Here is a 24759-nt window from a genome sequence, read left to right on the forward strand (position 1 = left end):
AAGCAATCCCCCGGAGGGGTGCTGCAATTCAATCGGCGATCCAGCGATATTGCAGATCGGGCTCGTCACGTTTCTCGATCACGCCCGCCGAAACGAGTGCTTCGAGCATCCGATACAGCGTGCTCCCCAACGAGTTGTCGCTCCAGTAGACCCACTTTTTTTCGATCATCGACACGTCACGCGGGAAGATGCCCAGGCACTGGGCAAGCAGATGCTGTGCGGCATCCACGTCCGTCCAGTCGACCATCTGCTCGGGGAAATCGCTCATGGGCCTGCCTCAAAACCCATACCGCAAAAAACCGCCATCCACCGCGATGCATTCGCCGGTGACGTAGCTGGAGGCGGGCAGGCAGAGGAAGGCGACGGCGGCGGCGACTTCCTCGGGTTCGCCGATGCGGCCCATCGGCGTGCGCAGCAGCACGTCGTCGAGGTAGTCGGGATCGGCGAGCTTGCCGGAGGTGCGGCGGGTGCGGATGTACCAGGGCGCGACCGAGTTGACGCGGATGCCGTCCTCGGCCCATTCGCAGGCGAGGTTGCGGGTCATCTGGTGCATCGCGGCCTTGGTCATGCCGTAGGGTGCGCCGCTGCGCACGTGGGTGATGCCGGAGACGCTGCCGACGTTCACGATCGCCGAGGCGGCGTGCTTCACCAGCAGCGGGTAGGCGAGGCGCGAGAGTTCGAAGGCGCTGAACAGGTTGGTCTCGAAGATGCCGCGCCACTCGTCCTCGCTGTAGTCGTTCGCGGCCTTGGTGATGTTGCCGCCGGCGTTGTTGACGAGGATGTTCAGGCCGTCGCCGATGTCGCCGACCCAGTCGAGCAGTTCGCGACGCTGTTCGTCGTCGCTCACGTCGGCGACGCAGGTGCGGATGTCGCCATCGGGGAATTCCTCTTCCAGCTCGGCGCGCGTCGCGTCCAGGCCGTCGGCATCGCGCGCGGCGACCAGCACGCGTGCGCCGAAGCCGAGCAGTTCACGGGCGATGGCGCGGCCGATGCCGGCCGTGCCGCCGGTGACGAGGGCGAGTTGTCCGTCGAGACGCCAGCGCTGCGGAGTCATGGGGCACCGTTCTTCTGCACAGGAGGATGGGCGTAGGATAACGGCGTCACCGCCACGGAGGTCGCCATGTCCCGCACCACAGCCCGCGCCGCCCTGCTGCCGCTGCTCGCCGCCTGCCTCGCGCTGGCCGCCTGCTCGAAACCCGAGGTGCCGGAGCACGACAACCCGCCCGAGCCGCAGGCCGCCGCGCAGCCTGCCGAATTGACCCAGGCGATCGAGCAGCCGCTCGACAAGGCCAACGCGGCGCAGGCCGCGACCGAAGCGGCATCGGAGAAGCAGGATGCGGCGATCGACGCGGCGACAGGCGACGCTGCAGGAAACTGATACTTCAGCGAGCGAGCGATCGCGACTTGCGTCGCTCCCACAGAAAGCGAAACAGCCTGCTCTTGTGGGAGCGACGCAAGTCGCGAACCGCTTTCAGCAACGACATGCCCCAAGCGAAAACGCCCGGCATCGCCGGGCGTTTTCGCATGCATCACCACATTCTCGAACCGGATCAGAACCCGCAGAAGCAGTACGCGATCGCGCTCACCGGCTTGCCGCTGCGGCCGGCTTCGATGGCGCGTTCGACCATGCGCAGGTCCCGATCCGCCTGCGGGGCGACCTTGGCGATCATGCCGCGCGCGATCGAGGAATCGGCGAGCATCGCCTGGCCGATGCGGCTGCCGGCGAAGCCGGTGAACCAGCGCTCGAACGGAGTGAGCTCGCGCTCGATGTAGCGCACGCGGTACTCGTCCGGCTTGCCGCCGAGCTTGGCGCGCTTGGCGGCATCGGCGATGGCCGTCTGCAGGCCGCCGAAGGCATCGACCAGGCCGCGCTCCTTCGCCTGCGCGCCGGACCACACGCGACCGCGGGCGACGGCATCGATGTCGGCGACCGGCTTCTTGCGCGCTTCGGAGACCTTGCCGGTGAAGTCGCGGTAGCCCTTCTCGATCACGCTCTGGATCACGCCGCCGACTTCCGGCGACAGCGGGCGGGTGACGTCGAAGGCGCCGGCGATCTTCGTCGTGGACACGCCGTCGGTGCGCACGCCGATCTTCTCCAGCGCGCGGGAGAAGGTCGGAATCATGCCGAAGATGCCGATGGAGCCGGTGACCGTGGACGGGTCGGCGTAGATGCGGTCGGCATTCATGCTGATCCAGTAGCCACCGGATGCGGCGACATCGCCCATCGACACGACCACTGGCTTGCCGGCCTTCTTCAGCGCGACCACTTCGCGACGGATCTGCTCGGAGGCGAAGACTTCGCCGCCGGGCGAATCCACGCGCAGCACCACGGCCTTGGTGGATTCGTTCTCGCGCGCGTCGCGCAGCAGGGCAGCGGTGGATTCGCCGCCGATGGTACCCGGCGGCTGCTCGCCGCCGGTGATTTCGCCCGAGGCGACCACGATGGCGACATGGTCGCCGTCGCCGATCGCCATGTGCGTGCCGTTGATGTGGGCGAGGTAGCCTTCGTAGGAGATCTGGCGGAAACCGCCGTCCGCGTTTTCGTCCTCGACGCCGAGCTTGGTCAGCATGGCGTCGATCTCTTCGCGAGTCTTCAGGCCGGTGACCCACTTGTGCTTGAGCGCGTATTTCGCGAGATCGCCCTGCACTTCGACGATGCCGGTGGGCAGGTCGTTGATCGAGGCGGACAGCGCTTCCGGCGAGATCTTCCGCGCCTTGGCGACATCGGCGATGTAGCGCTGCCAGATGTCGTTCATCCAGAACAGGTCGGCTTGCTTCGATTCCGGCGACGCGGCGTCGAGCACGTACGGTTCGGCGGCGGACTTGTACTCGCCGACCTTGAACAGATGCACGTCGACGCCGAGCTTGTCCTGCAGGCCTTCGCGGAAGTACTGGCGATAGCGGCCCAGGCCTTCGATCAGCATGCCGCCCATCGGGTCGAGGTAGATCTCGTCGGCCTGCGCGGCCAGCAGGTACTGCGACTGGTCGAAGGATTCGCCGAAGGCGATGACCTTCTTGCCGGCGGTGCGCAGCGCGGCGATGGCTTCGGCGATCTCGCGCGTCGAGGCGTAGCCGCTGAAGGCCAGGCCATCCACGCGCAGCACCACGCGCTCGATGCGCTTGTCGTTCTTCGCGGCCTTCAGCACGCGCAGCACGTCGCGCAGCTGCACTTCGGCGGCGCCGTCGTCGCCCAGCGCGCCGGCCAGCGCACGGCTCATCGGATCGAGCGAGAACTGCTCGACCAGGTTGCCTTCGGGATCGATCACCAGCGTGGTGCGCTCGTGCACGGGCAGCACGCGCGGACCGGCGCTGGCGCCGATGCCCACGGCGGCGACGAAGAAGAACAGCAGGCCGAAGAACACGAGGTTCAACACCAGCCGGCGGGTGAAGTTCATTGCATCCCAGATGCCGACCAGCACGGTGGCGATGGGACCGCGTCGACGCGGTTCGTTCATGTGGACTCTCTCCTGGAACTTTCGGAATCAGTCTGACGGCTGGGCCGGGCGGCGTCATCCGCCATCGGTCATGACGACGTTCTGCCCGACCGGGATGCGCCCGGACAGGCGGACGAAGCGGGTGGACAGCAGGATCGCGGCGACGGTGAGGCCCGCGATCAGGCCGATCCACATGCCCTTCGGGCCCAGCGCCGGGGTCAACGCCCCCACCCCCAGGCCCAGCACCGCGCCCAGCGGCATGCCGATCCCCCAGTACGCGAGGGCGGCGATGAGCATCGGCACCCGAGTGTCCTTCAGGCCGCGCAGGGCACCGATCGAGAGCACCTGGATGCCATCGGGGAACTGGAAGGTGGCGGCCATCAGCAGCAGCGTGGCGGCCAGCGCGGCGACCGCGGCGTCGTTCGTGTACAGACCGGCGATGGCGTCGTTGGCGAGGAACAGGGTGCTGCCGGTCGCCAGCTGTGTCATCACCACCAGCGCGTAGCCGGCAAACGCGGCACGGCGCAGGCCGTCGCGGTCCCCACGGCCCACGGCATGGCCGACGCGCACGGTGGTCGCCTCGGCCAGGGCCATCGGCACCATGAAGCACAGGCTGGACACGTTGATGGCGATCTGGTGCGCGGCCGAGGGCACTTCGCCCAGCCGGCCAATCACCAGCGCCGTGGCGACGAACAGCCCGCCCTCCATCAGCCAGGTCAGGCCGATCGGCAGGCCGGTCCTGAGCAGGTCGCCGATCGGCGCGCGGCGCGGAGGTTCGAGGTGGCCGAACAGCTGCAGGTCGTGGAAACGCCGCGTGCGCAGCAGGTAGGCGGCCATGGCCAGCAGCTGCGCCCACATCACTAGGCCCGAGGCGATGCCCAGGCCGCCGGCACCCAGTTCGGGCAGCAGACCATCGACTCCGAAGGCCAGCGCGTAGCCCAGCGGCACCAGCAGCACCAGCCCGCCAAAGCCAATCACCATGGTCGGCACCGTGTGGTGCAGGCCGTCGCAGAGGTAGCGCATGCACAGGTACAGGGCCAGCGCCGGCACGCCCCAGCGGATGCCGTGGACGAAGGCGGTGGCGCCGGGGCGGATCTCCGGGGCGATGCCCATGCTCTCCAGCGCCAGCGGGATCGCGCTGAGAAAGGCGAACATCACCATCCCCAGCACCAGCGCCAGCCACATCGCCTGGCGGAACAGCGGGCCGATCTCGCCGCGCCGGCCCGCGCCGTCGAGCTGCGATACCGAAGCCGGCAGTGCGATCAGCGTGCCCATCGGCACCAGCAGCGGCAGCCAGAACAGCGCCGTGCCGATCGACACCGCTGCCAGCGTGGCCGTACCGTGGTGGCCGGCGATCACCGCATCGACGAAGCCGATCAGGCCGCTGGACACATGCCCCGCGATCAGCGGGGCGGCCAGGCGCGCGCTGGTGCGCAGCTCGTCGCGGAAGCGCGGCGTGGAGGGAGGCGTTGGAGTCATCTCGGTCGTCGAGGCGGCCAGCATGGCCATGGCAGGTCCGCTGGCGCGGACACGGGGGCTGCTATCTTACCCGGCCGAACGGCGGCGCCCGGGGAGCGCACATGAACGATCATCACGCCTCGCGCTGCGACAACTGCGAAACCCCGCTGGTCGGCGCCTACTGCCACATCTGCGGCCAACACGCCCACAACCCGCTGCGCAGCTTCAAGCATGCGGTGGAGGACGTGTTCGAGTCGTTCTGGCACCTCGACGGCCGCATCTTCCGCACCCTGCGCGACCTGCTGGTGCCCGGCCGCGTCGCGAAGAACTACCTCGACGGCCGGCGTGTCGCCTACGTGCCGCCGCTGCGGCTGTTCGTGATCCTCAGCCTGCTGACCTTCTTCATCGGCAAACTGACGATCCACGTGGACCCGGTTCCGATGCACGCGGCGAACCCGGACGGCACCCTGCAGACCAGCGACATCGAGGTCGGCGAGACCGGCATCCGCAGCGCAGCCACGGTCGATGCCGTGCTGAAGGCGCGCGCCTCCGCGTTCGAATCGCTGGGCGAGCTGCGCGACAACCCCTTCGGCCAGGCCATGCTCTCGATGCTCGGGCCGAACACCGAGCAGTCGCTGCACGAGACCACCCGCAAGCGGCTCATCGAATTGAAGGCCACGCCCGAGCAGCTGCGCGCCGCCGGTTACGACGCCGACAAACCGTGGGCGCCAGCGGCGGACAGCCCCATCACCTCGGCAGCGGACACGGCCTTCACCCCGGCGCCCGGCGAAGGCTGGTTCACGCGCTGGCTGAAGCAGCGCGGCGAACGCATGCGCCAGAACGCGAACGCGATCCGCAAGGATCCCGACATGCTGATCAAGCTCATCCTCGGCGCGGTGCCGGGCGCGCTGCTCATGCTGATGCCGGTGTTCGCGCTGTTCCTGAAGCTGCTCTACATCCGCTCCGGTCGCGGCTTCCTCGAACACCTGGTCGTCGCGATGTACAGCCACATCGCCCTGCTGTGCATGCTGCTCGTCAATTTCGTCGCGCTCGGGCTGGGTACGCTGGTCGGCGGCACCGCGATGGCGGTGGCGACCAATGCCTTCGCCGTCGTGCTGTTCGGCTTCGTCGCCCCGGCCTACCTGCTGTGGATGCAGAAACGGGTCTATGCGCAGGGCTGGATCAAGACCCTCGCGAAGTACGCGATCCTCGGCAGCGTGTACACCGTGCTGCTCGGTTGCGCGCTGATCTATGCTGTCCTCGCGGGCATCAGCAGCTGACGCCCGTCCCTTCCCCCAAGGCCCCCTGCACGACATGACCGCATCCCGAAGGACCGGCGTCCTCTACGAAGTGAACATCGAGGTCGATGCCTCCGCGCACGAGGAGTACCGCGCCTGGCTGCGCGACCACATCGCCGAGATCCTCGCGCTCCCCGGCTTCACGGGAGCCAAGCTCTTCGAGGTGCTGGACCCGCCGGCCAGCGCCGGCCGCATCGGCCTGTGCGTGCAGTACGCGCTGAAGGACCAGGCGGCGCTCGACGACTACCTGCGCGAGCATGCGCCGCGCCTGCGCGCCGACGGCATGGCGCGCTTCGGAGGTCGCTTCCAGGCCAGCCGGCGCGTCCTGCGCGCCACCAAACGCTGAAGTGGCCCGCCGGGCTCGGGGCCCGGGCGGAACTCAGCCCCGGCCGGGCCAGATCCGGCCGAGCCAGCCCGACTTGCCGCCCTGGGCACCGCGCGCGGGCGTCTCCACCAGGGTCGCGGCCACCGCGCTGTCGCGCAGCCGGGCGATCGACGCGACGCGCTCCGGCGGCATGTGCTTGATCACGAAGCGGGCCTCGTCGTTCAGGGCCAGCCAGGCCTCGCCGTCCAGGCTGCCGTCCTCGCGCTGCGGCAGGGCCCGCTGCAGGGCCTGGCGGAACTCCGCCGGGTCCACGCCGAACACGGCCGAGGCCTGCGCATCATCCAGCCCGGCCACCACGCGCAGCAGCAGCACAGCCCGGGTGCCGAAGTCCAGGCGCGCCAGGGACGCGAAGTCGCCGTTCCAGTAGGGCGCGACCGGCTCGCTGTTGAGGACCGGGGTCTGCAGCAGGATGGTCCAGAACTGCAGCGTCCAGCTGTCCTGGGGCAGGCCCGGGGCCTGCAGTGCGAAGCTCTCGATGGCCGCCGCCAGGGCGCGGTCGCCATGCGACTGGTCGCCGCACTGCAGTTCCGCGAGCAGGGCGGCGCGGCGCTCCATGCCACGCAGGAAATTCCCGAGAGCGGTGCCGGCAGACGCGGCACTGTCGAGCGTGTTCGGTAGAGCCATCATTGCGGGGGCGGATTTTCGGAGGCGACGCATGATGCCCTGTGCCCCGCCGGATCGACTTGACAATCGTCACGAAACAGGCTCCCACCTGCACCTGTCGGATCGATGGCGGCCATGGGTTGTGCACAGCGGTCACGGGACTGTCATGTCGCCGGACGGTGCCGTTTCGCGCATGACAGTCCTGCAATGTTTCACGGATAAACGATTGATTTCAAAAAGGATCATTGGCCTTGGCGTTTTTTTCGCCAGACATGGGCAAAGCCTTGGTTTTCCGGCATCGCGGCGCCGTCGCCGGGCGTCATGCACAAACTTATCCACAGCTTGTGTGGATAAATCGCGATTCCTTTCACGATCCGTGACTTAGCCCGCAATCGTGTGACGGAGGACAGCAATGCGATGCAAGTCGCGTCGCATGAGATCGGGCCGTGCTGCCGGACCGAACCGGCTCCGCCCTCCCCCTCCTGCCCACCTGCCGGTCCGGCCCGGGCAAGCAAACCGGGTGTCCGGACGTTCGGCGGCCTGGTGCTCGATCGACCCCATCGATGAGCGCCGTCTGTCAAGGGGTGACGCAGGCGTTGTACACAAGCCGGTTTTTGGCTGGATCGGCGCGGACTTCAACGCTGCAGTTGATGTGCGCGGACGGGTTTCACGCACAAACCATTGATTTTATTGAAAACGAACATGGCCATTATTTCGCCATGTTTTCGGAACCCCACGAAAACCGGGGCGTGGAACGCGCCACCCACACCTTCATCCACACGCTTATCCACAGGCTGTGTGGATAGCTCGCCCCGGGTCGATGCGGTGACGTGTGGAGATGCCGCAAACGCCCTCGCTGTCAAGCCCGGTCCGGAACGATTGTGCACAGCCGCATGCAAGACCGTGTTTCCCGGGGAAAACAGCGCCACGCGCCATCCGCCCGCCGTGTTCCACGCGCAAGCCATTGATTTCAATGACGAACAAGATGGACATATTTTCGCCATGTTCAGCGAAGCCCACGTTTTCCGGGGCGTGGAACGCATGCCCCACAAGGCCATGCACAGCGTTATCCACAGGCTGTGTGGATGATCGCGGCCACCCCGGGGCGAACCGGTAGACTGCCGGCCATGCACAGCCCCGACACCGTGCTCCGGGTGGCCCTGCCGCTGCCGTTGCCTCGCCTCTTCGACTACCTGCCGCCGGACGCCGGCGTCGCCATGGTCGGCGGACGCGTGCGGGTGCCCTTCGGCAGCCGCAGCCTGGTCGGGGTGATCGCGGAGATCGGCCCGGTCGACCCCGGGCTGGGCGAGCTGCGCCAGGCTGAGGTGCTGCTCGACGAGACGCCACTTTTGCAGGGCGAGCTGCTCGACTCCCTGCGCTGGCTGGCGCGCTACACCCACGCCCCGCTGGGCGAGGTCTTCGCCACCGCCCTGCCGACCCTGCTCCGCCACGGCGAGCCCCTGCCCGACACCCATGCCTGGGCCTGGCGACTGACCCCCGAGGCCAGCGGCACGCGCCTGCGCGGCAAGCCCGCGCGGCTGGCCGAACTGCTGGGCGATGCCGGCCTGGACGAAGACGTGCTGGATGCGCGCCTGGACGACTGGCGTCCCGCCGCGCGGGCCCTGCTCAAGCGCGGCCTGACCGAACGCGTCGCGGTGCCAGCATCGGCGCACGCCCCGATGCCAGAGTCGGGGCCCGTGCCCAACGAGGAGCAGGACGCCGCGCTGGACAGCCTGCGCGCGCGTCGCGGCTTCGCGGCCTCGCTGCTCGACGGCGTGACCGGCAGCGGCAAGACCGAGGTCTACCTGCGCGCGATCGCCGACTGCCTGGCGTCAGGCAAGCAGGCGCTGGTACTGGTCCCCGAGATCGGCCTGACCCCGCAGACCCTGCAGCGCTTCCGCCGCCGCCTCGGCGTCCCGGTCCACGCCCTGCACTCGGGGCTGGCCGACGGCGAACGCGCCCGGGTCTGGGCCGCCGCCTGGCGCGGCGAGGCGCGCGTGATCGTCGGCACGCGCTCGGCGGTGTTCGTGCCGCTCCCCGACGCCGGGCTGATCGTGATCGACGAGGAACACGACGGCAGCTACAAGCAGCAGGACGGCATCCGCTACCACGCCCGCGACTTCGCCCTGGTGCGCGGCAAGGCCCTGGACGTGCCGGTGCTGCTGGGCAGCGCCACGCCCTCGCTGGAAACCCTGCACAACGCCGAATCCGGCCGCTACGCGCACCTGCGCCTGCGCCGCCGCGCCGGTGAAGCCCAGCCGCCGACCGTGCGCGTGCTCGACGTGCGCAAGCGTCCGCTCGATGCCGGCCTGTCGCCGGAACTGCTGCAGGCGATGCGCAAGGCGCTGGACGACGGTGGCCAGGTGCTCGTGTTCAAGAACCGGCGCGGCTACGCGCCGGTGCTGCTCTGCCACGACTGCGGCTGGAGCGCGCAGTGCCGCCGCTGCAGCACGCCGCTGCGCGCGGTGCCGATGACCGTGCACGGCGGCGGTCGTCGCCTGCAGTGCCACCACTGCGGCGCACGGCAGACCCCGCCGATGGCTTGCCCCGACTGCGCCAGCCTCGCCCTGCAGCCGCAGGGCGTCGGCACCGAGCGTCTGGAGGAACTGCTCGCCGAGCGCTTCGGCGACGTGCCGGTGCTGCGCATCGACAGCGCCAGCACGCGGCGCAAGGACGCGCTCGAAAAGCACTTCGCCGAACTCGGCACACAGCCGGGGATCCTCGTCGGCACGCAGATGCTGGCCAAGGGCCACGACCTGCCGAACCTCACCCTGGTCGCCGTCGTCGGCATCGACGAAGGCCTGTTCTCCGCCGACTTCCGCGCCGGCGAGAAGCTCGCGCAACTGCTCATCCAGGTCGCCGGACGCGCCGGGCGCGCCGACAAGCGCGGCGAGGTGATCCTGCAGACCCACCATCCCGAACATCCGCTGCTGCTCACGCTCATCCAGGGCGGCTACCACGCCTTCGCCGAGACCGAATTGGCCCTGCGCGAAGCCGCCGGCTTCCCGCCGTTCGCGCACCTCGCCCTGCTCCGCGCCGAAGCGCAGCACGCCGACGCGCCGATGCAGTTCCTGCACGCGGCGAAGGCCACACTGCTGCCGTACGCAGCGACGCAACGCGAGGAGAGCGACGGCCTTGCCCTCAACGGTCCCGTCGCCGCGCCGATGCCGCGCCGCGCCGGGATGTACCGCGCGCAGCTGCTGCTCACCGCTTCCACGCGACGCGCGCTGCATCAGGCACTCGACGCGGCGCTGCCCGCGATCCACGCCCTGCCCGACGCGCGCAGGACGCGCTGGTCGCTGGACGTGGATCCGGTCGACCTGTATTGAACCGACTCAGTAACGATCGTCGAACGCGAAGATCGGCTTGCGCTTCGCCCACAGGCCGTCGGTGAAATCCGGGAAGTCCAACGTGCGGTTGCCCTCGGCGATCGACTGCTCCGACAGCGGCGTGATCGCGCTCCACGCCACCGCGTCGTAGATGTCGATCGGCATCGGCTCGCCCCGACGAAGGGCTTCGACGAAGGCGTTGACGACGAAGAAATCCATGCCGCCGTGTCCCGATTCCTTCGCCGCATCGGCGAAACGCTGCCACAGCGGATGGTCGTGCTTCGCGAACCAGTCCTCGGCCGCGTCCCATTCATGCGGCTTCGACTGGCCTTCGATGTGGATGCCCTTGTTCACGTCCATCCACAGGCCCTGCGTGCCCTGCACGCGGAAGCCCAGCGAATACGGGCGCGGCAGCGAGGTGTCGTGGGTGAGCAGGATGGTTTCGCCGTTCTCGCAGGCGAGGTGGGTCTGCACCACGTCGCCGAGCTTGAACGCGACCTTCGTGTTCGGATGCTCCGGCGCGTTCTTCGCGATGTAGTCGTGCAGGCCGCGCGCCTTGCTGGCGTAGCTCGTCAGTCGCGTGAAACGGTTGCCGCGATGGATATTCGCCTGCATCGCGCACGGGCCGATGCCGTGGCTGGGATACAGCTCGCCGTTGCGGCGGACCGAATGGTCCGTGCGCCAGCGCGCTTCCGACCAGCCTTTCTCGCCGAACTCGTAGCCGCCGCCATAGGGCTTGCCCGGTTCGCCGCTGTTGAACTTCACCGCGCGCAGGTCGTGCTGGTAGCCGCCTTCGAGATGCACGATCTCGCCGAACAGGCCCTTGCGCGCCATGTGCAACGCCGCGAGCACGTCGCGGCGGTAGCACACGTTCTCCAGCAGCATGTAGGGCGTGCCGGTGCGCAGCTGTGCGCGCAGCACGTCCCAGTGATCGTCGAGCGTGATGCCCGCGACGACCTCGCAGGCGACCGCGATCTTCGCCTGCATCGCCTCGATCGACTGCACTGCATGCAGCTCCCAGGGCGTGACGATGAACACCGCATCGATGCCGGACTTCGCGTACATCCTGCGCCAGGCATCGCCATCGCCGGTGTAGACCTGCGGCTTCGGCTTGCCGGCCTTCGCGATGCGCTCCAGCGCCTTGTCGATCATGTACGGATCCGTGTCGCAGATCGCGGTGATCGCCACGTCGTCGCGACGCAGCAGTTCCTTCAGGTGCACCTGGCCGCGCATGCCGACGCCGAGGACGCCGATCTTCAGCGGCTCGCCTCGCTTCCAGACACGCGGTTTGGCCAGCGACGACAGCGGTGCGACGGACGCCGCGCCTGCAGCGGAGGCGATGAGGAAATCCCTGCGATTCATGGACGAGCCCACTCCCGTGCGTGCATGCGACGCCGCGCGCGGCGACATCGCGAAACGATACGTCACCGCATGGCGCGATCCACGCGCTGCGGCCCCGCACGGAGTGTAGCGGGTGCACGCCGGCTGTCGCGTGGAGGCGTCGACTATTCGCGCAGCAGCTTCTGGATCTTTCCGCCGAGCTTCATCACCTTCATCAGAGTCGCCGGCTCCAGGCGCAGCATTTCCTCGCCCCAGGCGGACAGCGCGGTCATCAACGCGAGCGTTTCCTTGATGCGGGCGCGCGCGTCGGCCGGCTCGTTCGCGAACGCCTCGTCGGCGACCAGATCCTTGAGCAGCGCCACGGTGGGATCGAATTCGCGCGACTTGCGCTCGCGGGTGATGACGCGGAACAGCTCCCACACGTCCTTCGAGGTCTCGAAGTGATCGCGGCGGTCGCCGAGCAGGTGCACCGTGCGCACCAGGTTGAGGTTGGTCAGCTCGCGCAGGCTGGTGCTGACGTTCGAGCGCGCGACCGACAGCGTCTCGGCAATCTCCTCCGCGTGCATCGGACGGCCCGTGTGGAACAGCAGCGCGTGGATCTGCGCGACGGTGCGGTTCACGCCCCAGCGCGAGCCCATCTCGCCCCAGTGCAGGACGAAACGCCGGCTCAGCGGCGACAGGGGATCGTGGACAGGTTCGGATGAGGACGACATGGCGGCGGTGATCGCGATGGATGCGTTTTCGAAGCTTGCGGCCAGCCTAGGTTCGTCATATATTTCTGTCAAGACAGAAATAACCGACACTACCGTCGCACAGGAGCAGCGCATGGGCGCTCTCGCAGTCCCGGCCCCGGCCGACAGCAAGCCTCCTCCCGCAGGCAGTCCCGTCCCGGTCGTGCTCGTCCTCGGCGGGACCGGCTTCATCGGCCGACACGTCGTCGCCGCGCTCCGCGCCTGCGGTCTGCAGGTGGTCGTCGGCAGCCGCCGGCCCCGTCGCCGCCTGCCGCGTCATGGCCTGGGCGACCTCCCCGGCCGCGAGGCCCATCTCGAACGCCTCCTCGATCCCGCCGCCTGGCAGCCCGTCATCGAAGGCTGCGACATCGTCGTCAATTGCGTCGGCATCCTCCGCGAACGCGGGCGCGAGACCTACGACCGCGTCCACCATCGCGCGCCCGCAGCGCTCGCCACTGCCTGCGCCGCGAGCGGCCTGCGCCTGGTCCACATCTCCGCGCTGGGCCTCGACGGGCCGGCGGGGAGTCGCTTCCTGCGCTCCAAGCGCGACGGCGAAGCCGCGCTGCGCGCCAGCGGTGCGGACTGGCACATCGTCCGGCCCTCGCTGCTCGACGGCGAAGGCGGCTTCGGCGCGCGCTGGATCCGCCGTGTCGCGCGCTGGCCGGTGCACCCGCTGCCCCCGGCCGCCGCCGGGCGGATCGCGATGCTGGATGTCGCCGACCTGGGCGAGGCCATCGCCAACCTAGTGCTCGACCCCGCGCCGCCGATGCGCGAGCACGACCTCGGCGGCCTGCACGTGCGCACGCTCGCCGGACATCTTGCCGCGCTCCGCGCGCTGCACACGCCGGTGCCCGCGCGTCGCCTGCCCGTGCCCGACCTTCTCGCCCGACTCGCCTCGCACGTCTGCGACCTGTTCCATGCCACGCCGTTCTCGTACGGCCACTGGGAACTGCTCCAGCGCGACAACCTCCCACGCGAGAACCGGCTGCCGGCGCTGCTCGGCCGCGCGCCGCGCACGATCGGCGTGACCACGACCGCGCACGACGCGACGCCGCACGCCATTCCCATCGCTTCCAGGACGTTGTCATGAGTCAGCATCACCCGCACGCCACCGGCGAGGATCGCCGGCCGCATGTCGTCATCGTCGGCGGCGGTTTCGCCGGCCTGTGGGCCGCGCGCGCAGTGTCCAGCGCACCGGTGCGCATCACCCTGCTCGATCGCGGCAACCACCATCTGTTCCAGCCGCTGCTGTACCAGGTCGCCACCGCCGGCCTGTCCGCGCCGAACATCGCCGCGCCGCTGCGCCAGATCCTGCGCCGGCAGAAGAACGTCACCGTGCTGCTCGGCGAAGTCGCCGGCATCTCGCCGGCAGAAAAACAGGTGCACCTCGCCGATGGCCGCACACTCGCCTTCGACCACCTGCTGCTCGCCAGCGGCGCCACGCACGCCTATTTCGGCCACGACGACTGGGCACCGCACGCGCCCGGCCTGAAGACGCTCGACGACGCGCTGGGCATTCGTCGGCGCATCCTCACCGCGTTCGAACGTGCCGAGGCCGAAGACGACCCCGCGAAGCGCGATGCCTGGCTGACCTTCGCCATCGTCGGCGGCGGACCGACCGGCGTGGAACTGGCCGGCACGCTCGCCGAGATCGCGCGCCACACGCTCCGCGGCGAGTTCCGCCGCGTCGATCCACGCAAGGCGCGCGTGCTGCTGCTCGAAGCCGGGCCGCGCGTCCTGGCCAGCTTTCCGGAATCGTTGTCCGAAAAGGCGCGCGCGCAGCTGCAGAAACTCGGCGTCGAGGTGCGCACCGGCGTGCCGGTCGCGGCGATCGATGACGAAGGCGTGCAGCTTGGCGACACGCGCATCGCCGCGCGCACCGTGCTCTGGGCTGCCGGCGTCGCCGCATCACCGCTGGCGCGCGACCTGGGCGTGCCACTCGACCGCGCCGGTCGCGTCCTGGTCGAACCCGACCTGAGCGTGCCCGGTCATCCGTCGATTTTCGTCGCCGGCGATCTCGCGTCGATCCAATGCGACGGCAAGCCGGTGCCCGGTGTGGCGCCCGCTGCGAAGCAAATGGGCCGCCATGTCGCGCGATCGATCCTCGCCCGCCTGCGCGGCGCGACGCCCTCTGCGTTCCGCTATCGCGATTTCGGCAACCTCGCGACCATCGGCCGCATGGCCGCAGTCGTAGACCTGCACGGCCTGAAGTTCTCGGGCCTGCTCGCCTGGTGGTTCTGGCTCGCCGCGCACGTGTTCTTCCTGATCGGCTTCCGCAACCGCCTCGTCGTGCTGATCGACTGGGCGCAAGCGTACTGGAGCTACCAGCGCAGCGCGCGGATCATCCTCGGCGGCGATCGTGATGGGTGATCGTGATGGTTGATCGCGACGACTGACCCTGCTCAGGCACGCGTGACGCGGCAGGCATAGCAGCCGGGTTTCGCGTAGTGCAGGTGCAGGTACTCGGTGCGATCGATCGCGAACAGCTCGGCGATGCCCGCTTCGAGCTCTTCACCCGGCCGCACGTCGGCCCAGACCATCATGCCGCGCGCATCGTAGGCGCGCAGCGACAGCAGGCGGCGGCGCAGCAGTTGCGGGACTTCATCGACATCCGGTGTCGCGACCACCGCCGCTTCGCGCACGTAGATCGGGCCTGCGGCGCGATACGGCGTGTCGGCAGATTGGTGTTGATGGTGCAGCAGCACCAGCCGCTCGCCCTCGGTCGCATCCTGCAGGCTGACGCGGCAGGGATACACCGGGCGGCCATCGGCGACGACGCGGCGCGCGCCGTGCGCATGCAGCGCGTCGTCGAACAACGCGAACAGCGGCGCGAAGGGTTCGAGGGGCAAGGCGTGGATGCGGAAGGACATGGATGCGCTCCGGAATCAGAGGGGAGCGCATCGTCGCGCACGCGACGGCGTCGCGATATCCGATTCCTGCCGCGATCAGCCGGCCGCGATCAACCCGGTTTCTGCGCAGCCTGCGGTTTCGCGGTCTTCTTCGGTTTCGCGCGCACCTGCACATGCAGGCCCTCACGCCGCGTCTCGAACAGTTCGGTGGCCTCGATCAGCGCGCTGAGCTTGGCGTAGCCGTAGTTGCGCTGGTCGAAGGAAGCGCGATTGCCGATGTTGTGGCCGACCGCAGCGAGGTTCGACCAGCCGTCGTCGTCCTTTTCCGCTTCCACCGCATCGCGCAGGAGGTTGACCAGTTTCGTGTCCTGGCGCAGCTTGGCTGTCGGCAGCGGCGCGCGCGGTGCGGGGCCTTCGCTGGCGGACTTGGCGTCGACCGGCTGTTCGTCGATGAAGAGGAAGGTCGAGCAGGCGTTGACGAAAGGCTCGGGCGTCTTCTTCTCGCCGAAGCCGAACACGCGCATGTTCTGCGCGCGCAGGCGCATCGCCAGCGGCGTGAAATCGGCGTCGCTGGACACGATCGCGAAGGCATCGAAGCGTCCGCTGTGCAGCAGGTCCATGGCGTCGACCACCATCGCCATATCGGAGGCGTTCTTGCCGGTGCTCAGCGCGAACTGCTGCATCGGCTGGATCGCGTTGGGATGCAGCGCCTGCTCCCACTTGCCGAGGTTCGGGCTCTTCCAGTTGCCATACGCCCGGCGGACGTTGGCGATGCCGTGTCGCGCCAGCTCGGCCAGCACGACGTCGATCTTCGCCGCCGGCGCGTTGTCCGCGTCGATCAGCAGTGCGATCCGCAGCCTGTCGTCCATGTCGCCGTCCCCATCGTCGAAAGCGCAAGCCTATCAGGTGGCCGGGATGCGCCCGCCGTCGACGGCGGGCGCATCCCGGGTCGATCAGTGGTAACCGTCGAAGAAGGCGGCAGTGGCGTTGAGCTGCCTGGTCGCGCCGGTCTGCACGTCCTGCACGTAGACGGTTGTCCTGACCGTGCTCGACACGGAGATCGCGCGACCGCAGGTGGTCGTGCTGCCCGCGCAGACGGTCTGCCCGGTGTCGGTGTCGCGCCACACGAACGAATAGGTGCCCGGCGGCAAGCCGCCCACCTCCAGATGGACGACGGACGGATCGTCCGCGCTCCACGGTGTCCACCAGCTCGTGCACATGCCTTCGCTCAGCGTGTCGTAGGCATAGGTGTCGACGAAACAGCCCAGGGTGGCGTTGGAGACATCGCCGGCCTGCGCGGTCGCGGGCGCAGCGAGGGCGAGGACGGACAACAGGCCGGCGGACACCGCCGCCGAAAGGGATTTCACGATCATAGACAACCTCCATGTGTTCATCGGGATGCCCGTCCCTTCGACGGGCGCAGGCAGTATGCCTGCGGCATTCCTGCGCCGCCTGGCCACCAGCCGCCGCAGGGCGACGTGGCGGCGGCCCCGCGACACTCGGAAACGACGACGGCCCGGAAGACCGGGCCGTCGTGGTGGATCGCGTTGTGTGGCCGGATCAGGCGGCGAACAGCGCCTTCATCTTCTTCAGCGCATTCGCCTCGATCTGGCGGATGCGCTCGGCCGAGACGCCGTACTCGTCGGCCAGTTCCTGCAGCGTGACCTTGCTGTCGGGCTCCAGCCAGCGGCGCTTGATGATGTCGCGCGAGCGGTCATCGAGACGGGCCATGCCTTCGCGGAGCAGGTCGAGCTGGTCGGCTTCGCTGTCGGCGCTCTCGTAGGTCTGCGCCGGGTCCAAGCCTTCAGCCATCAGGTAGGCGGCAGGTGCCGGCGGTGCATGGTCGTCGTCGACATCGTCCGGGGCATCGAAGCCGATGTCGCGACCGGAGAGGCGCGATTCCATCTCCATCACTTCGCGCTCGGACACGTTGAGGTCCTGGGCGACGGCGCGGACTTCCTCGGCGTTGAGCCAGCCCAGGCGGGTCTTGCTGCGGCGCAGGTTGAAGAAGAGCTTGCGCTGCGCCTTCGTGGTCGCGACCTTCACGATGCGCCAGTTCTTGATGATGAACTCGTGCATCTCGGCGCGGATCCAGTGCACCGCGAACGACACCAGGCGGACGCCGACGCTGGGGTCGAAGCGCTTCACGGCCTTCATCAGGCCGATGTTGCCTTCCTGGATCAGGTCAGCCATCTGCAGGCCGTAGCCGTTGTAGCCGCGGGCGACATGGACGACGAAGCGCAGGTGCGAGAGCACCAGTTCGCGCGCGGCGTCGAGGTCGTTGTGCTCGTGGTAGCGGCGGGCGAGCGCCTGCTCGTCCTCGGCCGTCATCACAGGGATCTGGTGGACCGCACCGATGTAGGCCTCGAGCGAACCCAGCGCGCTCGGGATCGGCAGGCTGTTGGGAATCAGGGCAGTGGCAGTGGTCTGGTTCATAAGATCCGATCTTAGCAGTCGCCTGCTTGGAGTGCTAAATCCCTGAAAAGTTCCCCAGCGTTCCATTCATGTTGCGAATCGAACCCTCGGGGTGCGCTTCCTTCCTCTAATGTGCCGGTCCCTGCTTCAAGGTCATGGCCAGCCATCCGTTGACGATGGAGGCGGAGCCGGAAGAATCAAGGGCCTGCGCGGGTGGTGGTGCCGGTGGTGGATCGACCCGGCATGTGACCAGACTGCGGGGCCTCGCCCGGCCCGGGGAGGGTCGAAGGTCATGCCGCGTCCCGGCGTTCAGCCGACAGGCGGCTTGGACCGTGCTTGACAGCCGGCTGCGTCATTGCTGTACTACTACACACAGTACAGACACCCCGGAGCCGCCATGGCACGCACCCGCCCGCTGATGATCCAGATCGCCACCGGCGACACACGTCCGATCGTCCGCCAGATCGTCGATGCGGTGCGCATGCAGATCGCCACCGGCGAGCTGCAGGCAGGCGACCAGCTGCCCAGCGTGCGCGGCCTGGCGCAGCAGCTGACGATCAACCCCAACACCGTGGCCAAGGCCTATGCCGAACTGACGACCGAAGGCTGGGTCGACAGTCGGCAAGGCCTGGGCCTGTTCGTCGCGCCGCCGCGCCAGCGCCTGAGCGAGGCGGAACGCGAACGGCGCTTCGACGAGGCCGTGCAGCGCTTCGTCAACGATGTCGTCCCGCTGGACGCCACCCTCGAGGAGGTCCATGAACGCATGGACGCCGAGTTTCGCGCGCTGGCACCCCGCAAGACCGCCTGAGGACGGGCGCTGAGGCGCGGTCGCTCCGCATCCTCCGCTCCGCCTGCTGTCCGCATTCCCGCGCCGCGCCCGGCGCGACCGTGTCGTGCCGGGTTCCGGTCGCGACGTGTCTTCCTGCCTCTTCCACCGGTTCACGAACCGCACCGGATCCCGCCATGTCCATGACAGACCACGTGATCGAAACCGACGGCCTGAGCAAGCGCTACGGGCGCAAGCTCGCGCTCGACCACCTCGACCTGCGCATCCCGCGCGGCCGCATCCACGCCATCGTCGGTGCCAACGGCGCCGGCAAGTCCACGCTGTTCCGGCTGCTGCTGGGCTTTCTCTCGCCCAGTTCGGGCAGCGCGCGCATCCTCGGCCGCGACAGCGCCCGCCTGTCGCCGGCAGATCGGGCGCGCATCGGCTTCGTCAACGAGGAGCACACCCTGCCCGGCTGGATGCGCGTGGCCGACATCGCGCGCATGCAGCGCCGCGAATACCCGCGCTGGAATCAGCGCGCCTACGACGAGGTGATCGGCCACTACCACGTGCTGCCGGAACAGAAGGTCGGCCAGCTCTCGCGCGGCGAACGCGCGGGCTTCAACCTCGCGCTGGCGCTGGCGCGCTCGCCGGAATTGCTGATCCTCGACGAACCGACGCTGGGACTGGACGTGGTCGCCAAGCGCGCGTTCCTGGAATCGCTGATGTACAGCAACGCGACCGACCAGTGCACGGTGATCTACTGCTCGCACCAGATGGAGGAGATCGAGCGCGTCGCCGACAACCTGATCATCCTCGAACGCGGCCGGCTGGTGCACATGTCGGCACCGGACGAGTTCTGCGCGCGGGTCAGCCACTGGGTCGCGGACATCCCGTTCAAGGGGCCGGACGCCGCCGACATCCCCGGCCTGCTGGAACGCCAGCGCATCGACGGACTGCACCACTACCTCGTGTTCGACCAGGACGATGGTTTCGCGGAATTCCTGCGCGGCGCGGGTGCGCGCAACGTGCAGTGCATGCCGGTGAGCCTGGACCGCGCGGTGAACGCATTCCTCGCCAAGAACCACATCGCGCCCGGCGCGACGCACTGAGGACGCATCGTCATGTTCGAACTGTTCAAGGCAGAATGGCTGCGCTTCCGCACGCTGGCGCTGGCGCTGACCGGCGCGCACCTGATCGTGCTCGCCTTCCTGACCCGCGTGGTCGATCTCGCGCAGCAGCCGCTGGTGGTGCACTGGACCATCGGCGGCTGCTACCTAGCGATCGGCCTGCTCGCGGGCCTGTACCAGATGGGCACCTATCGCAAGGCGAACGTCTGGCTGACCCTGCTGCACCGGCCGATGCCGCCGCGTCGCGTCGCGGTCGCCATCATGCTCGCCTGCGTCGCTGCGCTTGCCATGGTGGTGGCGATCCCGATCCTGCTGGTCGCGCTGTGGCAGGACACGATGACCGCGCGTGTGGTCGACCTGCGTCACTGGCTGCTGGCGCTGTCCGGGCTGCAGCTGGCGACGATCGGCTATCTCGCCGGCGCACAGGGCATGCTCGGCGGCGCACGGCGCGCGTTGGCCGTGCTGCCTTTCCTGTTGCTGCTGCCGATGGCCTCGGCCACCGGTCCGGGGATGCTCGCGCTGCAGGCGCTGTGCGTGCTCTGCCTGGCGGCCGTCGTTCTGGCTTCGTTCCAGCCCGATCTCGATGCGCCGCCGGCGCATCCGCTGGCCGCAGCGATCGTGGCGATGCCGCTGCAGATCGGCGTGTCCTTGCTGCTGGTGCTGGCGGCGTTCGGCGCGGAGTTCGCCTGGATCGCGGAAGGCTCGCATCCGAACAACACCGCCGTGCCGCCGCGCGGTGGCCACAACGAAGTGGAAAAGGCCGACGCGCGGACGCGGATGCGCCTGGCGCTGGAGGGCAGCCGGCATGCCGATGCGGCGCTGCTGCGGGAGCAGATCGCGCTGTCGGACACGCTGGGCATTCCTTCGCAGTTGCGCAGGCTGCCGCTGCGTCACGAACTGGCGAACGTGGCACCGATGGAATTCGACGATCGCGCGCAGGGCGTGCGCTGGGTGTTCAGCCACGACGACATGCGCTTCCACGGCTGGCGCCTCAGCGATCGCAGTGCGGTCGGCATGCTGGGCGTGGGCGACGGCCAGGCCGCGTTCCCCGCGCCCGCGGTGCCGGTGGGCCTCGCGCCGGGTGGCGGCAAGGACGACATGCTGCTGTTCGCCGGCAATACCGCGTACCAGTACGCCGGCGAGGAACGGCGCATCCACGCGCGCATCCGCCTGCCCGCAGGCGAGCATGTCGTCGGCGTCGGCATGCTCGGCGAGACACTGGGCGTGATCGGTGACCGCGCGCTGTACCTCTACGATGCGCGCGAAGCGGCCGAGCATCGCGACACGATGACGCCGCGCCTGCGCGTGCCGATCCCCGGCGCCTACCGCGACATCTACCACCTCGACATCATCGAACTGGTCGATGGACACCTGTTCGTGTTCAGCAACACCTACGACGCCCACACCCAGGACGGCCCCGCGCCCATGCAGTACGTGCTGCGCGCGCATGACGACGGCCGCATCGAGACCATCGCGACACGCCGGCTCGCATACGACTACCCGGCCGTGTTCCGCTACCGCAGCTTCGTGATCTCGCCGGCATCGCATGCGGTGCGCGACCGCGCACTGCGCCTGTTCGCACCGCCGCTGCCGCTGGAAACCACGACGCCGGCGCCGATTCCGCGCGCGATGTGGTGGCTGGCAGCCGTGCTGTCGCTGCTGGCCGGTCTCGGCGGCTGGTGGCGCACGCGTCGTCTCGACCTGGCGTCCGCGCGTCGCTGGGCCTGGATCGCGGCCTGCACGGTGCTCGGGCCGCCCGCGCTCGGTGCGCTGTGGCTGCTGCATCGCCCGGCCGATCGCCTGCTCGAACCAGGCCGCGACACGCACACCGACGCGCACCACGCCCACTGAACCCATCAGCCGGATCGACAACGATCCGGCACCCGGAGCTCCCCATGCCGTTGACGACGACGTTCGCGACGCGACCCGCCGTGCCCGCGCGCCGCGCGCCGGCCCGCATCGCCGCATCGCTCTTCCTCCTGTGTTTCGCATCGCTGCCTGTCGCCGCTGCGACGGCGCCGCTGCCGCGCAAGGCCTTCGTGCTGCAGCCGACGGTGTCCTCGGTGACGCTGTCGCCCGATGGCCGTCGCATCGCCTGGCTGCGCGAGGCCGGCCGTGCGCGCGAAGTCTGGCTGCGCACGCTCGACGAAGGCACGACGCGGCGCCTGCTCGCGCACACGCCGGCGGAATCGCTAGACTGGTCGGGCGATGGTCGCTGGTTGATGCTGGCATCGCCCGGGCAACTCGATGCACTGGCGGTGACCGTGCATGGCGCGGGACAGGGCCGCTCCGGCCGCATGGCGACGCTCGGCGCGCAGGTGCGCCGCGAACTGCTGCGCATCGACGAAACCCGGCCGGCAGCGGCCATCGTGCTGGAGACCACCGGGCCGCGCGGCATCGCGGCCCAGGCGCGATGGCATCTGGTGCGCATCGACGCACGCGGGCGTCGCGAGCTGCTGCACGGCGCCGCGCATCGCATCCTCGGCTTCGCGCTGGATCCGCGCGGCCGGCTGACCCATGTGCAGCGCGTCGAAGGGCTGTCGCTGGTGGTGCGGCGCATCGAAACCGACGGCCGCGCGACCGAAGTGCTGCGTTGTACGCAGATGCGCGTCTGCACGCCTCTGGTCGCGGGCGAGGACGGCAGCCTGTTGCTGCGCGCGCATGTCGACACCGGCGACGGCACCGAGCGCATCGCGCTGCTGCGCCTGGGGCGCGACGGTACGCGACAGGTGCTGCATGCCGATCCGTACGGCGAAGCCGATCTGGATGGCATCGTGATCGATCCTGCGACGCACGCACCACGGATCGTTGCGTATCGCAGCACGATCGCGCGCAACCACGCGCTCGACCCGACCCTGCGCCCGCACCTCGATGCGCTGGCCGCACGTCTGCCGGACCGCGACCTGCGCCTGTCACTCGGACGCGGACCGGGCGTGCAGTGGCTGGTCGAAGCACGCGGCGGCAGGCAGCAGGGCCTGCGCTGGCATCGCTACGACCCCGCGACCGGCACGCTGTCGCTGCTGTTCGACGATGCGCCGCTGCATGCGCGCGACCGCACGCCGGCCACGCACATCCCGGACGCGATGCTCTCGCATCGTCGACCCGTGCAGTGGCAGGCCAGCGACGGCATGCGCCTGCATGGGTTCCTGCAACTGCCGCCAGGCCGCGACGCCGCGCGGGCGCCGCTGGTGGTGCTGGTGCACGGCGGGCCTTGGAATCATGCGCGGCCGGAGTACAACGGCATCGCGCAGTACCTCGCCCATCGCGGCTACGTCGTGTTCGAACCGAACTTCCGCGGTTCGACCGGCCATGGCATCGCCTACACGCTCGCAGCGAACGGCGACTTCGGCAACGGCCGCGTGCAGCGCGACATCATCGAGGGCACACGCCACCTGCTTGCATCGGGTATCGGCGATCCGCAGCGGGTGGCGATCGCCGGCGCCTCGTTCGGCGGCTATGCGGCGCTGCTCGGCGTCACCTTCGAGCCGGACCTGTTCAAGGCCGCGATCGCATTCGTGCCGCCACCGGACATGGCCTGGACCCTGCGCTGGATCCTGCGCAATCCCGAATCGATGGCGCTGGGGCGCACGGTGCCGATGCCGGACATGCTGCGCATGCTGGCGCTGGATCCGGACGACACCGCGCGCATGGCCGCGCTGCGCGCGCAGTCGCCGATGGCCAACCTCGCGCGCCTGCGCCGGCCGGTGCTGCTGGTCGCCGGCGGCGAGGACCGGCGCGTGGGCATCGCCGGGGTCGTCGAATACGCCGCACGCCTGAAGCTGGCCGGCAAGGACGTGAGCCTGTTCGTCGACGACGAGGCCGGACACGTCAACCGCACGCCGCTGGCCCGCGAATCGAACCTCTACCTGCTCGAAGCGATGCTGCATCGGCACCTGGGCGGCCCGGCACCGACGCCGCCCGATGGCGCGCTGCGCGGTTATCTCTCGGGCAGCCAGCGCCTGTGCGGGCCGACCCTGGTCGCGCTCTGCCCGCGCGCGCCGACGAATGGCAGGACAGCGCAACCCCGAACCGCCGCCCCGCGCGATTGAAGCACTGCCGGTTCACCCCGGCCGCCATCGGCGCCCAATCCCCAGCATCGATGGCACCCGACCGCAGGCCCCCGGGCCTGCGGTTTTTTCATGCGTCCACGCGCCCCGAGAGCAGGTCGACCAGCCGCCGTCCCGCGCGACCCGGCGGGCGATCCAGCCGTTCGACCAGCCAGGGCGTGAAGCGGTAGCGCGAGCCGCCTTCCCAGGCCAGTTCGCAGAGGCTGCCGTCGGCCAGATGGTCGTCGGCGAGGTAGCGCGGCAGCCAGCCGAAGCCCATGCCCATCAGCAGCGCCTGGCGCTTGGCGACGAAGCCGGAGAGATGGAACACCCGTTCGCCGCCGAACAGGTTGCGCTCGCCGCCGCGCTCGCTGGAATCCTGCACGGTCAGCTCGACGTGGGCCTGGAGGTCGGCCAGCGTGGCCGGGTGGTCGCGCGCGGCGAGCGGATGCGACGGCGCCACGCACAGCACGCATTCGACCGGGTCCAGCGCCTGGGCGCGGCAGGCCGGGTCGGGCACGTAGTCCTTGGCCAGCATCAGGTCGGCGCCTTCCTTCGCGAAGCGGTACTGCACGCCGCCGAGGAATTCGATCTTCAGCTGCACGCGAGTCGGCACGCCTTCGTCGGCCAGGCGCTTGAGCGCCTGCAGGGTGTCGGCCAGCGGCAGGATGCCGTCGACCACCACCAGCAGCCGGGCTTCCCAGCCGCTGCCGAGCTGCTCGGCCAGGGTCTCGATCCGTCCGGCCTGCAGCAGCAGGCGCCGGCCTTCGGCCAGCACCGCCTCGCCCTCGGGCGTCAGCCGCACCCGGTAGCCGCTGCGGTCGAGCAGGGGCAGGCGCAGCTGTTCCTCCAGCTTGCGGATCTGGTAGCTGAGCGCCGAGCTGACCTTGTTCAGCTGCGCGGCGGCCTGGGCGTAGCCGCCGTGGCGGATCACCGCATCCAGGGCCTGCAATGCCTCCAGGTCCACCTTCATG

At 69.3% G+C, this 24759-nt stretch carries 23 protein-coding genes; 11 read left to right on the forward strand and 12 right to left on the reverse strand.

All coding sequences use genetic code 11. The annotated features are described in order from the left end of the window. Positions 1-28 precede the first annotated feature (28 nt). Both ACFQ0E_RS02840 and ACFQ0E_RS02845 read right to left on the reverse strand, forming a co-directional pair. Positions 29-268: a hypothetical protein gene (locus ACFQ0E_RS02840; protein ID WP_386822182.1), complete on the reverse strand. Its 240-nt coding sequence runs from the start codon at positions 266-268 to the stop codon at positions 29-31. A gap of 9 nt (positions 269-277) precedes the next feature. After that, positions 278-1054, reverse strand: a complete 777-nt coding sequence (locus ACFQ0E_RS02845) for an SDR family oxidoreductase (RefSeq protein WP_386822183.1) — start codon at positions 1052-1054, stop codon at positions 278-280. A 66-nt stretch (positions 1055-1120) separates the two neighbouring features. Between ACFQ0E_RS02845 and ACFQ0E_RS02850 the strand changes: the two genes are divergently transcribed. Next, positions 1121-1378 (forward strand): hypothetical protein, encoded by a 258-nt coding sequence (locus ACFQ0E_RS02850; RefSeq protein ID WP_386822184.1) that lies wholly within the window; start codon positions 1121-1123, stop codon positions 1376-1378. 172 nt (positions 1379-1550) lie between these two features. Here ACFQ0E_RS02850 and sppA read toward each other — a convergent pair whose 3' ends face one another. Together sppA and ACFQ0E_RS02860 are read right to left on the reverse strand one after the other, a co-directional pair. After that, complete coding sequence (sppA, locus tag ACFQ0E_RS02855) at positions 1551-3455, reverse strand: signal peptide peptidase SppA (protein ID WP_386822185.1); 1905 nt, start codon at positions 3453-3455, stop codon at positions 1551-1553. Between the two features lie 54 nt (positions 3456-3509). Beyond that, positions 3510-4913 (reverse strand): MATE family efflux transporter, encoded by a 1404-nt coding sequence (locus tag ACFQ0E_RS02860; RefSeq protein WP_386824011.1) that lies wholly within the window; start codon positions 4911-4913, stop codon positions 3510-3512. 101 nt (positions 4914-5014) lie between these two features. Here ACFQ0E_RS02860 and ACFQ0E_RS02865 point away from each other — a divergent pair, with 101 nt between their 5' ends. Both ACFQ0E_RS02865 and ACFQ0E_RS02870 read left to right on the forward strand, forming a co-directional pair. After that, positions 5015-6172, forward strand: a complete 1158-nt coding sequence (locus ACFQ0E_RS02865; RefSeq protein ID WP_386822186.1) for a DUF3667 domain-containing protein — start codon at positions 5015-5017, stop codon at positions 6170-6172. Between the two features lie 34 nt (positions 6173-6206). Continuing rightward, complete coding sequence (locus ACFQ0E_RS02870) at positions 6207-6536, forward strand: DUF4286 family protein (protein WP_386822187.1); 330 nt, start codon at positions 6207-6209, stop codon at positions 6534-6536. Positions 6537-6569: 33 nt separating this feature from the next. On the opposite strand, the gene ACFQ0E_RS02875 is transcribed toward ACFQ0E_RS02870, so the two are convergent. Beyond that, complete coding sequence (locus ACFQ0E_RS02875; RefSeq protein ID WP_386822188.1) at positions 6570-7202, reverse strand: hypothetical protein; 633 nt, start codon at positions 7200-7202, stop codon at positions 6570-6572. 539 nt (positions 7203-7741) lie between these two features. Between ACFQ0E_RS02875 and ACFQ0E_RS02880 the strand changes: the two genes are divergently transcribed. Both ACFQ0E_RS02880 and ACFQ0E_RS02885 read left to right on the forward strand, forming a co-directional pair. After that, complete coding sequence (locus tag ACFQ0E_RS02880; protein WP_386822189.1) at positions 7742-7984, forward strand: hypothetical protein; 243 nt, start codon at positions 7742-7744, stop codon at positions 7982-7984. A gap of 321 nt (positions 7985-8305) precedes the next feature. Continuing rightward, on the forward strand, positions 8306-10507 hold the full coding sequence (locus tag ACFQ0E_RS02885) for a primosomal protein N' (protein WP_386822190.1): 2202 nt from the start codon (positions 8306-8308) through the stop codon (positions 10505-10507). A gap of 6 nt (positions 10508-10513) precedes the next feature. On the opposite strand, the gene ACFQ0E_RS02890 is transcribed toward ACFQ0E_RS02885, so the two are convergent. Both ACFQ0E_RS02890 and ACFQ0E_RS02895 read right to left on the reverse strand, forming a co-directional pair. Continuing rightward, entirely contained in the window at positions 10514-11869 is a 1356-nt protein-coding gene (locus tag ACFQ0E_RS02890) for a Gfo/Idh/MocA family protein (protein WP_386822191.1), read from the reverse strand. Between the two features lie 143 nt (positions 11870-12012). Beyond that, complete coding sequence (locus tag ACFQ0E_RS02895) at positions 12013-12561, reverse strand: GbsR/MarR family transcriptional regulator (protein WP_386822192.1); 549 nt, start codon at positions 12559-12561, stop codon at positions 12013-12015. Between the two features lie 112 nt (positions 12562-12673). Here ACFQ0E_RS02895 and ACFQ0E_RS02900 point away from each other — a divergent pair, with 112 nt between their 5' ends. Next, the gene (locus tag ACFQ0E_RS02900; protein ID WP_386822193.1) at positions 12674-13669 is read left to right on the forward strand and encodes an NAD(P)H-binding protein; all 996 of its coding nucleotides are present in this window, start codon (positions 12674-12676) and stop codon (positions 13667-13669) included. Continuing rightward, on the forward strand, positions 13666-14949 hold the full coding sequence (locus tag ACFQ0E_RS02905) for an NAD(P)/FAD-dependent oxidoreductase (protein WP_386822194.1): 1284 nt from the start codon (positions 13666-13668) through the stop codon (positions 14947-14949). The genes ACFQ0E_RS02900 and ACFQ0E_RS02905 overlap by 4 nt, the downstream gene beginning before the upstream one ends. A gap of 32 nt (positions 14950-14981) precedes the next feature. Here the strand turns inward: ACFQ0E_RS02905 and ACFQ0E_RS02910 are convergent, their stop codons facing one another. The 4 genes from ACFQ0E_RS02910 to rpoH all read right to left on the reverse strand — a co-directional run bounded on the left by ACFQ0E_RS02910 (position 14982) and on the right by rpoH (position 17864). Beyond that, on the reverse strand, positions 14982-15449 hold the full coding sequence (locus tag ACFQ0E_RS02910; RefSeq protein ID WP_386822195.1) for a DUF1203 domain-containing protein: 468 nt from the start codon (positions 15447-15449) through the stop codon (positions 14982-14984). Between the two features lie 89 nt (positions 15450-15538). After that, positions 15539-16297 carry an NYN domain-containing protein gene (locus tag ACFQ0E_RS02915; protein WP_386822196.1) on the reverse strand — a complete coding sequence of 253 codons (759 nt, stop codon included), beginning with the start codon at positions 16295-16297 and terminating at the stop codon, positions 15539-15541. An 84-nt stretch (positions 16298-16381) separates the two neighbouring features. After that, complete coding sequence (locus ACFQ0E_RS02920; RefSeq protein WP_386822197.1) at positions 16382-16801, reverse strand: hypothetical protein; 420 nt, start codon at positions 16799-16801, stop codon at positions 16382-16384. Between the two features lie 187 nt (positions 16802-16988). Further along, positions 16989-17864, reverse strand: a complete 876-nt coding sequence (rpoH, locus tag ACFQ0E_RS02925) for an RNA polymerase sigma factor RpoH (RefSeq protein WP_386822198.1) — start codon at positions 17862-17864, stop codon at positions 16989-16991. A gap of 376 nt (positions 17865-18240) precedes the next feature. Between rpoH and ACFQ0E_RS02930 the strand changes: the two genes are divergently transcribed. The 4 genes from ACFQ0E_RS02930 to ACFQ0E_RS02945 all read left to right on the forward strand — a co-directional run bounded on the left by ACFQ0E_RS02930 (position 18241) and on the right by ACFQ0E_RS02945 (position 23788). Beyond that, the gene (locus tag ACFQ0E_RS02930; RefSeq protein WP_386822199.1) at positions 18241-18651 is read left to right on the forward strand and encodes a GntR family transcriptional regulator; all 411 of its coding nucleotides are present in this window, start codon (positions 18241-18243) and stop codon (positions 18649-18651) included. 155 nt (positions 18652-18806) lie between these two features. Then, the gene (locus ACFQ0E_RS02935; protein ID WP_386822200.1) at positions 18807-19721 is read left to right on the forward strand and encodes an ABC transporter ATP-binding protein; all 915 of its coding nucleotides are present in this window, start codon (positions 18807-18809) and stop codon (positions 19719-19721) included. Positions 19722-19733: 12 nt separating this feature from the next. After that, a complete protein-coding gene (locus ACFQ0E_RS02940; RefSeq protein WP_386822201.1) occupies positions 19734-21590 on the forward strand; it encodes a hypothetical protein in 1857 nt (618 codons plus the stop codon). Positions 21591-21634: 44 nt separating this feature from the next. Continuing rightward, a complete protein-coding gene (locus ACFQ0E_RS02945; protein WP_386822202.1) occupies positions 21635-23788 on the forward strand; it encodes a S9 family peptidase in 2154 nt (717 codons plus the stop codon). Positions 23789-23876: 88 nt separating this feature from the next. Here the strand turns inward: ACFQ0E_RS02945 and ACFQ0E_RS02950 are convergent, their stop codons facing one another. Continuing rightward, complete coding sequence (locus tag ACFQ0E_RS02950; protein WP_386822203.1) at positions 23877-24758, reverse strand: LysR family transcriptional regulator; 882 nt, start codon at positions 24756-24758, stop codon at positions 23877-23879. Between the last annotated feature and the right edge of the window lies 1 nt (position 24759).

The organism is Lysobacter brunescens (assembly GCF_042677005.1).
Lineage (GTDB): Bacteria > Pseudomonadota > Gammaproteobacteria > Xanthomonadales > Xanthomonadaceae > Lysobacter_I > Lysobacter_I brunescens.